Raw genomic sequence first — 13,921 nt, forward strand, 5'->3', positions numbered from 1 at the left:
GATGTTTCCCACTCCGATCGAGAAGAAATCCGCTGCGGTGCAAGCCGTCTACAAGGTCGCTCTGCCGATTGCCCTGGTTGTCTGGCTGTTGCCGCTGATTGCGGTGGCTCTGACTTCGGTCCGGTCCGCTGGTGACATAACCGCCGGTAACTACTGGGGCTGGCCCACCGAGTTCCATCTGCTCGAAAACTACACTGCGATTTTCAAGCAGACGCCAATTGGTCAGTACATCCTCAACTCGTTCAAGGTGACCATTCCCACGGTGATCGGTGCCGTTGCCATCAGCTGCATGACCGGCTTCGCGCTGGCTGTCTACAAGTTCAAGGGCAACCTGCTGATCTTCTTCATGTTCATCGCGGGCAACTTCGTGCCGTTTCAGATCCTGATGGTGCCGGTGCGCGACCTGACCCTTGATCTGGGCATGTATAACACATGGTACGGGCTGGCGCTGTTCCACATTGCGTTCCAGGCGGGCTTCTGCACCCTGTTCATGCGCAACTTCATCAAGGCGCTGCCGTTCGAACTGATCGAGGCCGCCCGGGTCGAGGGTATTTCGGAAATTCGCATCTTCTGGTACGTGGTGCTGCCCCTGATGAAACCGGCAATTGCGGCGCTCAGCGTTCTGATCTTCACCTTCATCTGGAACGATTATTTCTGGGCTACGGTGCTGACGCAGGGCGCGGACAACCAACCGATCACGGCGGGTCTATATTCGCTGAACGGCCAATGGGTCGCCGCCTGGCACCTTGTTTCCGCCGGCTCGATCGTCGCGGCCCTGCCGCCTGTCCTGATGTTTTTCCTGATGCAGCGGCACTTTATCGCCGGTCTGACACTTGGAGCCGTGAAATGATCCGATGCTGGCGGCTGGATGACAGCCGGCAAAGCTTGGTCCTCGCTTCTCAGAAAGACCACCTCGCCGAGGTGGTCTATTGGGGACCGCGCCTGCCTGACGACGAACAGCTGGAAACGTTGACCCGGGCCCATTCCATCGACGTAACCGGCGGGATGCTGGACACAAACCCGGAACTGTCGATCTGTCCCGAGGCCACCCGCACCTTTCCGGGCCAGCCCGGATTGGTGATCCGCGACGGGGCAGGGCGGCCCTATCTGCCCAAGTTCTGCTTTGTCGAGGATCAGGCGGAAAAGGATCGGCTAATTCTGACATTTCGCGACCAGGGCGGTGTCCTGACCTACCGTGCGTATTTTTCAATCGACCCGGACACACACGTGATCGAAGCGCGGGCCGAGATTGAAAGCACGCAGCCGATGTATCTTCACTGGCTTGCCGCGCCTGTCTTTCCCGCGCCTCAGCTCAGTGATGAAATGATCGATTTCGCGGGGCGGTGGTGTGGTGAGTTCCAGATGAACAGGACCGCATGGTCCGCCGGCATCCGCTATCGCGAGAACCGAACCGGCCGCACAGGTCACGAACATTTTCCGGGCCTGATCGTTCCCTGCCGTGGCGCGACCAATGCCTCTGGCCAGGCCTATGGCTTCCACTACGGTTGGTCGGGCGGGCACCGCATGGTGGCAGAGGAATTGCCAGACGGCCGTCGGCAAGTGCAGTTCGGTCACGCCACGCGGATCGAAACCGAACCGGCGACGCGCTTTGCCACGGCGACGCTTTTTGCGATGTTCTCGGATGACGGGCTGAACGGTTGTTCGGTTGCCTTCCAGCGCCATCTGCGCGACCGCATCGTGCAATTCCCCGACCCGGCCCGCCCGCGCCCGGTTCACTACAATTGCTGGGAAGCGGTTTACTTCGATCACAACCTGCCAGAACTGAAAGAGATCGCCGCCCGCGCCGCAGATCTGGGGGCCGAGCGGTTCGTGCTGGACGATGGCTGGTTCGGTGAACGCGACGACGACACACGCGCGCTGTCCGACTGGGAGGTCGACCCGCGCAAGTACCCCGATGGCCTGACGCCGCTGATTGACCACGTGCATGGGCTGGGCATGACCTTTGGCATCTGGTTCGAGCCCGAGATGATCAACGCGGATTCCAACGTTTTCCGTGCGCATCCTGACTGGGCGCTGGGGGGCGAAGACCAGATCCTTGGGCGACAGCAGATGGCGCTCAACATGGCGCTGCCCGAGGTGCGCAATTTCCTGTTCGAACGCGTCGGCAAGGTGTTGGCAGACAACGACATCGACTATGTGAAATGGGACCATAACCGGGTGCTGCCCATGCCCGATGCGGCTCAGACCCGTGGATCGTATGACCTTATTGACCGGCTGCGCAGCGCGTTCCCGACGGTTGAAATCGAAAGCTGCGCGTCGGGTGGCGGGCGGATCGACTTCGGAATTCTAGGGCGTACGCACCGGGTCTGGCTGAGTGACAGCAACGATGCGGTCGAGCGATTGAGGATGCAGCACAACGCCGCGCTGTTCCTGCCGATGGTGGTGACCGGAAGCCACGTCGGACCGCGTACCTGTCACACGTCTGGTCGGATCATCGACATCCGATTCCGCGCCTGGGTCGCTGCACAGCGACATATGGGGTTCGAAATGGACCCGCGCGAATTGACCGCGGACGAAGCCCAGGTGCTGCGTCAGGTCACCGCCTGGTGGAAGGCCAATCGCGATTGGATGGCCGGGGCGGATATCCTTCGGCTGGACAGTGCGGACCCTGCTGTGATCGCCGAACAGCATCTGGCGCAGGGCGGTGGTCAGTTCGTGGTTTTCGCTGGCAAGTCCCAGACTTCGGCCCAGATCTCGCCACGGCCGCTGCGCCTGACCCGCCTGACAGCGGATCGCAACTATCGGGTTGAGCTTGTGAACCGCGCCGATGCGCCCGGCCTGTCGCGTGGCGATCAGGCCCTAAAGTCGGGCCCGCTGGTGCTTAGCGGCGCGTACCTGATGAACAACGGCCTGACACTTCCTTGGAGTTTCCCCGAAACCATGTGGGTCGTGAAGGGAGAGCTGTTGTGACCAGGGGCCGCCGCAGCCGCAACTGGTACGGCATGATCGACAAGGACGGCTTTGTCCGCCGCTCCTGGATGAAGAACCAGGGCTTCCCGGATCACGCGTTTGACGGGCGGCCGATCATTGGCATCTGCAACACTTGGTCCGAGCTGACCCCTTGCAATAGTGGCCTGCGAGACCTCGCCGAAGGCGTAAAACGCGGGGTGTGGGAGGCCGGAGGATTCCCGGTCGAATTCCCGGTGATGTCGCTTGGCGAAACCCAGATGAAGCCCACTGCGATGCTGTTCCGCAACCTGCTGGCAATGGATGTCGAAGAGTCGATCCGGGCCTATGGCATGGACGGCGTGGTTTTACTGGGCGGTTGTGACAAGACCACGCCGGGGCAGTTGATGGGCGCGGCATCGGTCGACCTGCCGACCATCGTTGTGTCATCGGGGCCGATGTTGAACGGCAAGTGGAAGGGCCGCGATCTGGGCTCAGGCACGGATGTGCGCAAATTCGCGATCGCGGTAAAGGCCGGTGAAATGACGCTTGCGGATTTCATGGCAACCGAAAGCGGCATGAGCCGGTCCAAAGGGGTCTGCATGACCATGGGCACGGCATCAACCATGGCGTCTCTGACCGAGGCGCTGGGTATGGCGCTGCCGACCAATGCCGCGCTTCCGGCAGTGGATGCCCGCCGCATGGCGCTGGCGCATATGACCGGTCGGCGTATCGTCGAAATGGTCGAAGAGGATTTGAAGCTGTCCGAGGTGCTGACACGCGAAAGCTTTGAGAACGCGATCATTGCCAATGCCGCAGTGGGTGGATCGACCAACGCGGTTGTGCACCTTCTGGCACTGGCGGGGCGGGTCGGCATCGACCTTGAATTGAAGGATTTCGAGATCGGCAGCGATATCCCGCTTCTGGTGAACTGCATGCCGTCGGGCAAGTACCTGATGGAGGACTTCTGCTATGCCGGTGGCATGCCGGCGGTTCTGTCGGAAATCGCGCATCTGTTGCGCCCGGCCAAGACCGTTCTGGGCGGCATGATCGGTGCCTATCACGACGGTGCCGAATGCTATAACCGCGACGTGATACGGCCTTTCGACGATCCGTTGAAACCTGCCGCTGGATTGCGGGTGCTGCGCGGCAACCTTGCCCCGCGCGGGGCCATCGTCAAACCGTCGGCGGCCACTGATGCGCTTCTGGAACACGAGGGCGAGGCCTTTGTTTTCGAAAGCATCGAAGACCTGAAAGCCAACATCGACCGCGACGACCTGCCGGTCACCGCTGACAGTATCCTCGTGCTCAAAGGTTGTGGCCCCAAGGGATATCCCGGCATGCCCGAGGTCGGCGACATGCCACTGCCTGCAAAACTGGTCAAACAGGGCGTCCGCGACATGGTTCGGATTTCCGATGCCCGCATGTCGGGCACGGCCTTTGGAACGGTGATCCTGCATGTCTCGCCCGAGGCCAATGACGGCGGACCGCTGGCCCTTGTCAGGACCGGCGACCGCATCCGGGTCTCGGCAAGGGATGGTGCGTTGGATGTTCTGATCTCTGACGAAGAACTGGCCATGCGCCGTGCAGGGTGGACACCTCCCGCCCCGCATTACACCCGTGGATATGCCAAGATGTATGTCGACCACGTCCTGCAGGCGGACCAGGGTGCCGACCTGGATTTCCTCGTCGGCAAGGACACCCGCCCCGTAACAAGAGAGAGCCATTGATGAGCCGAACCGCCACATTTCACGACCTTGACGGAAAAAGTGTCTTCATTACGGGCGGGGGCTCGGGGATCGGCGCGGCCCTGACCGATGGATTCCTGGCGCAAGGCGCACGGGTGGCTTTTGTCCAGCGGTCGGATGCCTCGGAGTTCTGCGATGAAATGCAGGAAAAGCACGGACAAAGGCCGCTCTATATGCCATGCGACATAACCGACATCGCCACGCTGCGCGACTGCATCGCCAGGGCGAGCGATGCTCACGGGCCGATCACCGTACTTGTAAATAACGCCGCCAACGACAAGCGCCACGCGGCGCTGGAAGTTGACGAAGAGTTTTGGGACTGGTCGCAGGCGATTAACCTCAAGGCCTACTTCTTTGCCTGCCAGGCCGTCATCCCGATGATGCGCAATGCCGGGGGTGGGGCCATCGTGAACTTTTCTTCGATCAGCTACATGATGGGGAATGCGGGCTACAGCATCTATACAACCGCCAACTCCGGTATCAATGGCATGACGCGCAGCCTCGCACGCGAGTTCGGTCCAGACCGTATCCGCGTCAACGCGCTGGCGCCCGGATGGGTGCTGACCGAAAAGCAAATGGACATGTGGGCCTCGCCCGAGGCTCTGGCGGCCCATCTGGAACGCCAGTGTCTCAAGGATCACCTCGCGCCACAGGACGTTGTCGATGCAACCCTGTTTCTGGCGTCGGATGCCAGCCGCATGATGACCGGACAGGCGATGGTTGTGGATGGCGGTGTTGTGGGGACGGGATGACGGGCGGCAAGGCGAGTTGGATTGCGGTCGACTGGGGAACATCGAACCTCCGTGCATGGGTGATGGGACCGGAAGGCACAGTAATCGCCGCGCTGGGCTCTGACCGGGGAATGGGGGTGTTGGACCCGGACGGGTTCGAACCCGCGCTCATGGACCTCATCGGCGCCTACCTGTCGGAAGATGGCCGCGTGCCGGTCATCGCCTGCGGCATGGTTGGCGCGAAACAGGGGTGGGCAGAGGCGCCCTATGTAGCGGTCCCGTGCCCTCCGCCCGGTCTGTCCGAGGCGTCACACCCGACGGCTGCCGACCCGCGCCTTGATCTTCGTATTCTTCCCGGTGTCAAGCAGGTCAACCCGTGCGACGTGATGCGTGGCGAAGAGACACAGATCGCCGGGTTCCTGCGTGAAAACCCATCTTTCGACGGTGTGATCTGCCTGCCGGGAACCCACACAAAATGGGTTCACATCAGCGCCCGGGAACTGGTCAGTTTCCGCACTTTCATGACCGGCGAACTGTTCGCGCTCCTGTCCAAACAGTCGGTGCTTCGGCATTCGGTGGCGGCGGACGGTTGGGACAACACCGCCTTTGCCGAAGCGGTCAGCGACGCGATGAGCGCGCCACAACGATTAGCTGCGCGACTGTTCTCGATCCGGGCCGGGTCTCTTCTTGAAGGAACCGATGTTGCAACTGGCCGCGCCCGTCTTTCCGGGTGGCTCATGGGCTTGGAGATCGCCGGGGCGCGGGACTACTGGCTTGGTCGCGAGGTTGTTCTGATCGGGGCGCCGCGGCTGACCGCCCTCTATTATGATGCGCTTGCCGCGCAAGGTGCCGAAGTACGCGAAGCCGATGGCGCTGAAATCGTTCTGGCAGGTCTGAAAGCCGCCCAAGAAGGGATCACAACATGAGCCGTGAAATCATTGCAATCCTGCGCGGGGTGCGCCCCGACGAGGTGCTCGAAATCGGCAGCGCGCTGGTCGAGACCGGGATTGACCAGATCGAGGTGCCGATGAATTCGCCTGACCCGCTGCGCTCGGTCGGCATTTTGGCAAACGGTCTGGGCGGACGGGCGCAGATCGGTGCCGGCACCGTGCTGACCGCCGATGACGTGGCCCCGGTCCACGATGTCGGTGGAACCCTGATCGTTTCGCCGGACTGTAACCCCGACGTCATCACGCGTACGAAGGCGCTGGGCATGACCTCCTATCCCGGTGTTCTGACACCGTCCGAATGCTTCTTGGCGCTGCGCCACGGCGCGGACGGATTGAAGTTCTTTCCCGGTTCGCTGCTTGGTCCAGAAGGGCTAAAGGCGCTTCGCGCAGTACTGCCCGCCGGCACACGGACCTATGCTGTCGGCGGTGCCGGTCCTGAAAACTTTGCCGACTGGTTCGCAGCTGGCGTGACCGGTTTCGGGATCGGATCGGCGCTGTACAAACCCGGCATGTCCCCGGATGATGTGGCTCGGCGTGCTGCGGAAATCGTTACCACTTACGAAGCGGTGAAACTCTCATGAAACGAACGATTGGCACCTGCTATTATCCAGAACACTGGCCACGCGACATCTGGCAGGAAGACGCCCGCCGCATGGCCGAGGCCGGGTTGACCTGGGTTCGCATTGGCGAATTCTCCTGGTCCCGGCTGGAACCACAACCCGGGCAATATGATTTTGACTGGCTGGACCAGGCGATCTCGGTTCTGGGCGCGGCCGGGTTGAAAGTCGTTCTGGGAACTCCGACTGCCACACCGCCACGCTGGATGCTGGACCGCCACCCCGACATGCTGGCCCTGGATGCAGAGGGGCGACCGCGTAAATTTGGATCGCGCCGCCACTATTGCTTCAGCCATGAAGGCTACAAGGCCGAGTGTGCCAGGATCGTCACCCTTCTGGCCGAGCGCTACGGCAACAACCCGAATGTGGCCGCCTGGCAGACGGACAATGAATACGGGTGCCATGATACGACCGTGTCATACAGCGCCGCGGCGCGCATCGCCTTTCAGCGATGGCTTAGGGCGCGCTATCCGGGGAATGGAAATGACGGCGATATCGCCGCGCTGAACAAAGCCTGGGGTAATGTGTTCTGGTCGATGGAATATGACAGCTTTGACCAGATCGACCTGCCCAACCTCACCGTGACCGAGCCGAACCCGTCGCATGTGCTGGATTTCCGGCGGTTTAGTTCGGATCAGGTCGTTGTGTTCAACCGGCTGCAGGTGGACATCATCCGTGCCCATTCCGACGCACCGATCGCACATAACTACATGGGCCGGATCACCGATTTCGACCATTTCAAGGTTGGCGATGACCTCGATATCGCCAGTTGGGACAGCTACCCGCTTGGGTTTCTCGAAGACCGGGTCAAGGCTGACGATGCCCATAAGCGCGCTTATGCCCGCCAGGGTGACCCGGACTTTCAGGCGTTTCACCACGACCTGTATCGCGCAGTCGGCCGCGGGCGTTGGTGGGTGATGGAACAACAGCCCGGCCCGGTGAACTGGGCGCCTTTTAACCCGGCCCCGTTGCCGGGGATGGTGCGGCTCTGGTCGTGGGAGGCTTTTGCCCACGGCGCCGAGGCCGTCTGCTATTTCCGCTGGCGGCAGGCGCCCATGGCACAGGAACAAATGCACGCAGGTCTGTTGCGCCCGGACAGCGCCGAAGCTGAGGGACTGGCCGAGGCCCGGCAAGTGGCGCAAGAGATCGCCGATGCACCCGAAGTTACGGTTGGTCTGGCGGATGTGGCGCTGATCTTCGATTACCAGGCTGTCTGGGCCTGGCAGATCCAACCGCACGGTCGCGGGATGGACTATTTCGATCTGGTCTTCGACACTTACAGGGCTCTGCGCCAGTTGGGGCTGTCCATTGACATCGTGCGTCCTGACGGAGAGCTGACCGGCTATCGCATGATCCTGGCACCGGGGCTGATGCACATGCCCGATGCTCTGAAACAGGCGCAAAAAGACAGCAAAGCCTTATGGGTACTGGGCCCGCGCACCGGAGCGCGAGATGCAACCATGCGCGCGCCGATCCCCCTGCCACCCGCGCTTTCGGGGCAGGGCCTGACGGTCAGTCGTGTCGAAAGTCTTCGGCCCGACATGCCGCTGCCACTTGAAACTGGCGGTGCGGTCATTCTGTATCGTGAGTTCGTGGAAGGCGCGTTTGACGTTCTTGAGCGGACCAAAGACGACCAACCCGCCGTCGTTGTGGACGGCAACCTCATCTACCTGTGCGGCTGGCTTGACCCGGTAGGCATGCGGCGGGTGCTGCAACGGGCGGCCGACCTGGTTCAGATTGATACGGTGGATCTGCCCGAGGGTGTGCGCCGCCGCAAGACGGCGGATGAATGCTTCTGGTTCAATCACACGACCGAAGCCGCGCAGGTACAGGGTATGGATCTCGCGCCGTTGTCCGTGGTGCGGGTGGCAAGCCCGGCACCGCAACCCGAAACTTGACCGGCGTCAAAGGTTATCTAGTGACCCGGTCGCGCTGCATTTCTGCAAGCAATTGCTCAAGCAGGGCGCGGCCCGGAGTGCTGACTTTGGAAAAGTCGATTTGGTCAATGTTTGGCTCGGGCATGCCGACGACAACCAGCGCATACATCCCGTGGCGGCCATGAACCTTGCAGCGAAAGCCATAGATGCCGGGTCGGTCGAACGAGATCACCGCCTCCGGCGCATGCTCGATATTGACCAGTTCCGCCCCCTCGGGCCACATTCCCTCAAGCGCGGTGACCGTATGGTTTCCGGTTGAATTCAGGAACCGGACCGAGTCGCCCTCTTCGATCCAGAGATAGCTTGGATCAAAACGATAGACTTCTTCCGGGGTCATTGCGTTCAGGTCGATGAGTTGGTCGATGTCGTGGACTTCGGCTTGTGCCGCAGGCAACAGCCCAAGCGACAGGATCGCGCCGAGGAAAAGGCCGGGAAGGGTAGGTTTCATGGTGTTGGTCCTCAATTGGGGCATTTAGCTGTCCGGCGACAATTGGGCGGTCAGCGTGGTCATGACCACGGCTTGGGGATTGGTAAGGTCCGGGTATTGCTGACGGACAAGATCGGTCACCGCTTGCGGATAGGTGCGGAACATCAATTTCACGTCAACCTGAATCGGAAAGGCGGTGTCATGGGGCAGGGCAAAGACCTCGTCCCGGAAGCCGCCAGCGGGGATCTTTGTGTCCTCCAGCATTTTCTCATACCGCCAGAAGGCAAAGCCGACCGGGTTGCCGCGCTTGTCGCCAAAAACTTTGCGGAAGAACCGCGCCTGCGAGTCGACCGTTCCGGCGGCATCAATTTTGCCGCTTTCCAGAACCTTCGCGCCGGTGACGTCGCGCACGGTCACGTCCAGCCAGACCTGCCGGAAGTCCGCAACCCCCGTGGGCAGCGCGTGGCCCGCGCCGGTATTTGAGACGCGCACCGCAAGGTCGCCGTCTGAGGTCATGCTGGCGGAAAGCTGGGCCGCGCTTTGAAGCAATTCGATGCTCATCTGTTTGAGCGTTTCATTGCGCAGCCCGACAAGATGGTAATTGGCGCCGGTGAACTGGTGGGTCACAACATTGTCCTTGATCCGCCCGCCGTCGGTGGACCGACCGGGAATGCCCTCTCCGATCCGGGCAATATCGCCATGCATGTGGCAGTCTATGCAACTTCGATGCTGCTCGGGATTGTCAGGTGCGTTGAAGGGTGATGCTTCCCATTCGCCATAGGTGTCTACGATCACCGCTCCGCTACCCGGCGCAAATTCATTGTGGCAGGAACTACACAGGGCCGAGTCGCTGTAGAAATCCTGGCTGTAAGATTTGGCATGGGCTTCGGGTTTGGCATTGATGCCGTGCCTGCCAAGCCAACCCAGGACCGGGTTCTGGCTGTCCTCGAAAACATAGGTAGCGCGGTCCTTGATATTCACCGTGAAACTGGCATTGCCCCCGGCGGTGCGCCCCTGCGCGCTTTCCAGTTTGGTGATGCGGTGACAGAACAGACAGCCCGTGCCTTCGTCCAGATCGGGTTCGCCCCGATCCAGCGCCTCAAACAGCGACCCACCGCCCTTTTCGAACATGTGCCCGGCATCCGATGTCGCAGTCAGCCCCGACAACAGCCCCTGCGGGTGGTGGCAGCCCATGCACCACTTGCGAAACTCCTCGCCCTCGGTCGCGGCGGCGACGTCTTCCAGGACTTTGTAATAGGGGTTTGAATCCCCCATCAAACGGTGCAGAGAATCCGCCCATTGATCGAACATTTCGGAATGGCAGGACGCACATTGGGCTGAATTGGTCCATTCGCTTTCATGCACCGTGCCGCGTTCGTCATCCAAACGCAGCCAGCTTGAAACCAGAGGCAGGTTGCTTTTGGCGGTCACGACCTCGTGCAGGTCCAGCATCATGTCGATGACCGGCGCGGGCGGATCGTCGGGATCGAGGAATTCGGCCATCCCCTCGCCGTCATGCCCCATACCTCCCTGCGTTCCCTGTATGATGCGGATATAGTCACCGACAAAATCGCCTGCGATCATGGACGACAGGTTGCCGTGGCCGACCCTGGCATAGCGGTATTTGTCAATCTCGGTGGACTCGAAGAGATAACCGTTGGTGAAGTTGAACCCGTCGACGTGGCAGGACTGGCAGCTCATCCAGAAATCCCCGGTCATCGGGGTGTCAGGGTGGCGGTCGGTATTCCCGGTGTGAAACAGGGTCAGCCCGTTGCGCAGTTCTGGCGATAACGGGTCCGCGCCGACCAGTGACGCAAAGCGGTCGTCCAAAACCGCGACCCCACCTGTCGCGTCGCCAAGCCGGGTCACATCAAGGCTCATCGCGTTTTGAACAAACAGTTCTGCGCCTGAAACCACCAGCCCGCGCGGGTTGGCGCCGGGCAGGTGGCGCAGGATCTGGCTGGCATTGGCGCTGTTGGTGATCGCGTCGCGGGCCGACAGGTCAAAAACCAGCAGGTCCTCACTGCCCGCCAGGGTGACAAAGACCTTCGATCCATCTTCCGAGAACGCGGCATCATGCGGGTTTGAGACGATGATTGGTTTCGGCGACCCGTCGAACCGCGTCAATACCGGGTCCTTCAGGTCGATCTGGCGGAACAGGTGCTTGCGCCTGCCGGTCACTTCGCGCTCGGCTCCGGCTGTCAGGTCCAGAACCGACAGCAACGGGAAGATGGTCGACTGGAATTGAAACAGGTGGTCGAAATTCCACAGCACATGCGGCAACCATGCCTCGGTCTCGTCAGGGCTGACGGCGATGTCGTCCAGCAGGCGGGGATGACCCTGCGACACAAACTCGTTCCTGTCCTGTGTCACCGCAAGGTCGATCGTGGCAAGGTGGCGCAGCGGCAGCGTGGTGGCGTCATGGACCGAGACCTTGCCCACCATGGCATGAGTTACGACAAGACGCCGGTCGGACAACAGCGCCAGACCCCGCGGGGTGTCCTCGGTTCCGACGCGATAGATCAGCCCCTTTTTCGGGTGGACGGCGACAAGCTGGTGGTCCTCGAATAGCGCGACCCAGAACCGGTCACGGGCGGCGTCATAGACGATACCGAATGGTCGGTTGCCAACCTCGATCTCGCCCGTCACTTTGCCCGTTTTCCAATTGGCAAAGACCACACGCCCGCCGGTCATGTCGGTGACCGCCAGTTCTCCGTCACGGCCAAGGGCAACCCGGCGGATGTCGCCGCCGATCTGGATCTCGCCCATTCGTGCGCCGGTTTCACGGTCAACCCAGCTGACCGAACCGGTCTCGAAATTGGCGCTGAACAGGGTAGAGCCGTCGTCGCTCAGAACCAATGAGCCACTTTCTTCGCCGGCAAGGGCGGCCCCGGCGAGCGCCAGCAAGGTCAGCATCAGCGCGATCAGCCATGTGGCGTAACGCAACATCGACCAGCGCCAGGCGTGCCAGATCACCAGCGCCGTCAGTGGCACGGCTGGCAGAAGGTGCATCCAATACGCCAGAGCGCCAGCAAAGTCGCCACGGTTGCCGAAAAACGCCAGGAACAGTCCGCTGACCGTCAGCAGGATCAGCCCGATTTCGATAATCTGTCCGGTGCGCCGCAAGCGGGGTTTGGTCGAGCTGGCGAGCAAATCCCGATGCGCCATCCAGAACAGCACCACGACGCCGGGAAAGAACAAGAGCGACGCCAGAATGTGCAGCGCCAACGTGCTGCGCTGCAGCTGCCAAGGCAAAGCAAACCCGTCCCACAACATGATCCCGCTGATCGCCAGCCCGTAAAGCACCAGCTCGGCCGATTTGGATCGGTATCCCTGACGTTTCCAGAAGGACGCCGTTGCCAGTTTCCGTTGGAATGTTGTGCTGTTGGTGGCGTCGGTGTGCATCGCGGGCCGTGCATTCATTGGGTGTTGGGCAAAGTTCCCGGCAAGGGGTATCGCCTTGCGCCATGCATGAACTTGATTTTAAACAAATTTGATTGTTTTTGTCGGAAATAGTTGGCGGCTGGGGCCTCATAGCCGCAGAAGGTGATTGTCAAACGCCAGCTCGGATTGCTGCATGGTCTGACCTGTCAGAGATGTAATCAACCCATTGCCGGTCGTGGCGACAAAGCCTTCGTCTGTCCCGGCAAGGCCGCATACGTCCTGGTGAACCGAAACGGTCGTGAATGTTCCGTCAGCATCAAACTCGACCACCCGGTTGCCGCGTGGAGAGGTCACCGCAACCCGATCGCCTGATTGCGATGCGGCGACGCTGCCGACATAGCCGGACAAGTCGCGCCAGACCTGATCGGGGGCTTCCAACAGTCTCAACGGCTCTTGCAACCGATGCGTACCGGCCAGCGGAACAATCTGCTCGGCCTCACCTTGCCATTGCATCCCGAAAATCACGGTGCCGTCCGGCCTGACGGCAAGGTGGCGGATTGAGTTGCGGCGCATGGTGGAGTCGGGTTCGACCCTGTCCAGAACCGTTCCTTCAAGCCGGCAATAGCTCAGGTTGGGTCGCATCATCGGGATGTTCAGCTTGGCTCGGCCGCTGTCGGGGTGGGTTTCGATGCCGCCATTGGCAATGACCAACGTTTCTCCATCCGGCATCAACACCATTTCATGCGGTCCAACACCGCCGGATGAGAACTCTGCGATCCGCTGGTAACCCCGTGTCACATCCCAGACGCCGATCACGCCGCGCGCGGCCTCATAGTCGTTCTCAGTGGTGAACAACAGATCACCATCGCGCGAAAACGTGCCGTGGCCATAGAAATGGCGACCCGTGGGCGCGTCCATCCGCGCCGCGACCTGACCCGAGCGGCAGTCGATGACAAGGGCAAAGGTACCGGGGCGGCGGGCAAAGCCCACAGCTTCCGGGCGATTGGGATGGGCCGCCGCCGCGTGGCCTCGCGTCGGCAGGGGGATGCGGAAGGCTTCGCTCAGATCAGGGCGCAACCCTACCAGCACGTGATCCCCCGATGCGGTTTTTGCGGCGCTCAGAAACGCAGGGCTGCCCGCGTCGGCCCATGTCGGTACCGGGCCAAGGCCGGCGGCCAGCATTCCGGCGATGAATTGGCGGCGTGTCGTCATGGCCCTTG

The 13,921-nt window shown here is 61.4% G+C and carries 10 protein-coding genes; 7 read left to right on the top strand and 3 right to left on the bottom strand.

The genetic code is table 11. From position 1 onward, the window contains the following. The first annotated feature begins 1 nt into the window (after position 1). Genes JQ863_RS17100 through JQ863_RS17130 form a run of 7 tightly spaced genes read left to right on the top strand, consistent with a single transcriptional unit; the run spans position 2 to position 8,851 of the window. Entirely contained in the window at positions 2 to 850 is an 849-nt protein-coding gene (locus JQ863_RS17100; protein ID WP_204115561.1) for a carbohydrate ABC transporter permease, read from the top strand. Next, complete coding sequence (locus JQ863_RS17105; RefSeq protein WP_204115562.1) at positions 847 to 2,931, top strand: alpha-galactosidase; 2,085 nt, start codon at positions 847 to 849, stop codon at positions 2,929 to 2,931. The genes JQ863_RS17100 and JQ863_RS17105 overlap by 4 nt, the downstream gene beginning before the upstream one ends. Then, complete coding sequence (locus JQ863_RS17110) at positions 2,928 to 4,637, top strand: dihydroxy-acid dehydratase (RefSeq protein WP_204115563.1); 1,710 nt, start codon at positions 2,928 to 2,930, stop codon at positions 4,635 to 4,637. The genes JQ863_RS17105 and JQ863_RS17110 overlap by 4 nt, the downstream gene beginning before the upstream one ends. Continuing rightward, positions 4,637 to 5,407 carry an SDR family NAD(P)-dependent oxidoreductase gene (locus JQ863_RS17115; protein ID WP_204115564.1) on the top strand — a complete coding sequence of 257 codons (771 nt, stop codon included), beginning with the start codon at positions 4,637 to 4,639 and terminating at the stop codon, positions 5,405 to 5,407. Before JQ863_RS17110 ends, JQ863_RS17115 begins: the two co-directional genes overlap by 1 nt. Beyond that, positions 5,404 to 6,312, top strand: coding sequence for a 2-dehydro-3-deoxygalactonokinase (locus JQ863_RS17120; protein ID WP_204115565.1), 909 nt, complete (start codon positions 5,404 to 5,406; stop codon positions 6,310 to 6,312). Before JQ863_RS17115 ends, JQ863_RS17120 begins: the two co-directional genes overlap by 4 nt. Continuing rightward, the gene (locus JQ863_RS17125; RefSeq protein WP_204115566.1) at positions 6,309 to 6,917 is read left to right on the top strand and encodes a 2-dehydro-3-deoxy-6-phosphogalactonate aldolase; all 609 of its coding nucleotides are present in this window, start codon (positions 6,309 to 6,311) and stop codon (positions 6,915 to 6,917) included. Before JQ863_RS17120 ends, JQ863_RS17125 begins: the two co-directional genes overlap by 4 nt. Further along, complete coding sequence (locus JQ863_RS17130) at positions 6,914 to 8,851, top strand: beta-galactosidase (RefSeq protein WP_204115567.1); 1,938 nt, start codon at positions 6,914 to 6,916, stop codon at positions 8,849 to 8,851. Before JQ863_RS17125 ends, JQ863_RS17130 begins: the two co-directional genes overlap by 4 nt. Positions 8,852 to 8,864: 13 nt before the next feature. Here JQ863_RS17130 and JQ863_RS17135 read toward each other — a convergent pair whose 3' ends face one another. From JQ863_RS17135 to JQ863_RS17145, 3 genes are all read right to left on the bottom strand, one after another. Further along, on the bottom strand, positions 8,865 to 9,338 hold the full coding sequence (locus tag JQ863_RS17135) for a plastocyanin/azurin family copper-binding protein (RefSeq protein ID WP_204115568.1): 474 nt from the start codon (positions 9,336 to 9,338) through the stop codon (positions 8,865 to 8,867). A 24-nt stretch (positions 9,339 to 9,362) separates the two neighbouring features. After that, complete coding sequence (locus tag JQ863_RS17140; RefSeq protein WP_239113558.1) at positions 9,363 to 12,740, bottom strand: NHL repeat-containing protein; 3,378 nt, start codon at positions 12,738 to 12,740, stop codon at positions 9,363 to 9,365. Positions 12,741 to 12,848: 108 nt separating this feature from the next. Next, positions 12,849 to 13,913: a DUF1513 domain-containing protein gene (locus tag JQ863_RS17145; RefSeq protein ID WP_204115569.1), complete on the bottom strand. Its 1,065-nt coding sequence runs from the start codon at positions 13,911 to 13,913 to the stop codon at positions 12,849 to 12,851. Positions 13,914 to 13,921: the final 8 nt, after the last annotated feature.

This window comes from Shimia biformata (genome assembly GCF_016888515.1).
Lineage (GTDB): Bacteria > Pseudomonadota > Alphaproteobacteria > Rhodobacterales > Rhodobacteraceae > Shimia_A > Shimia_A biformata.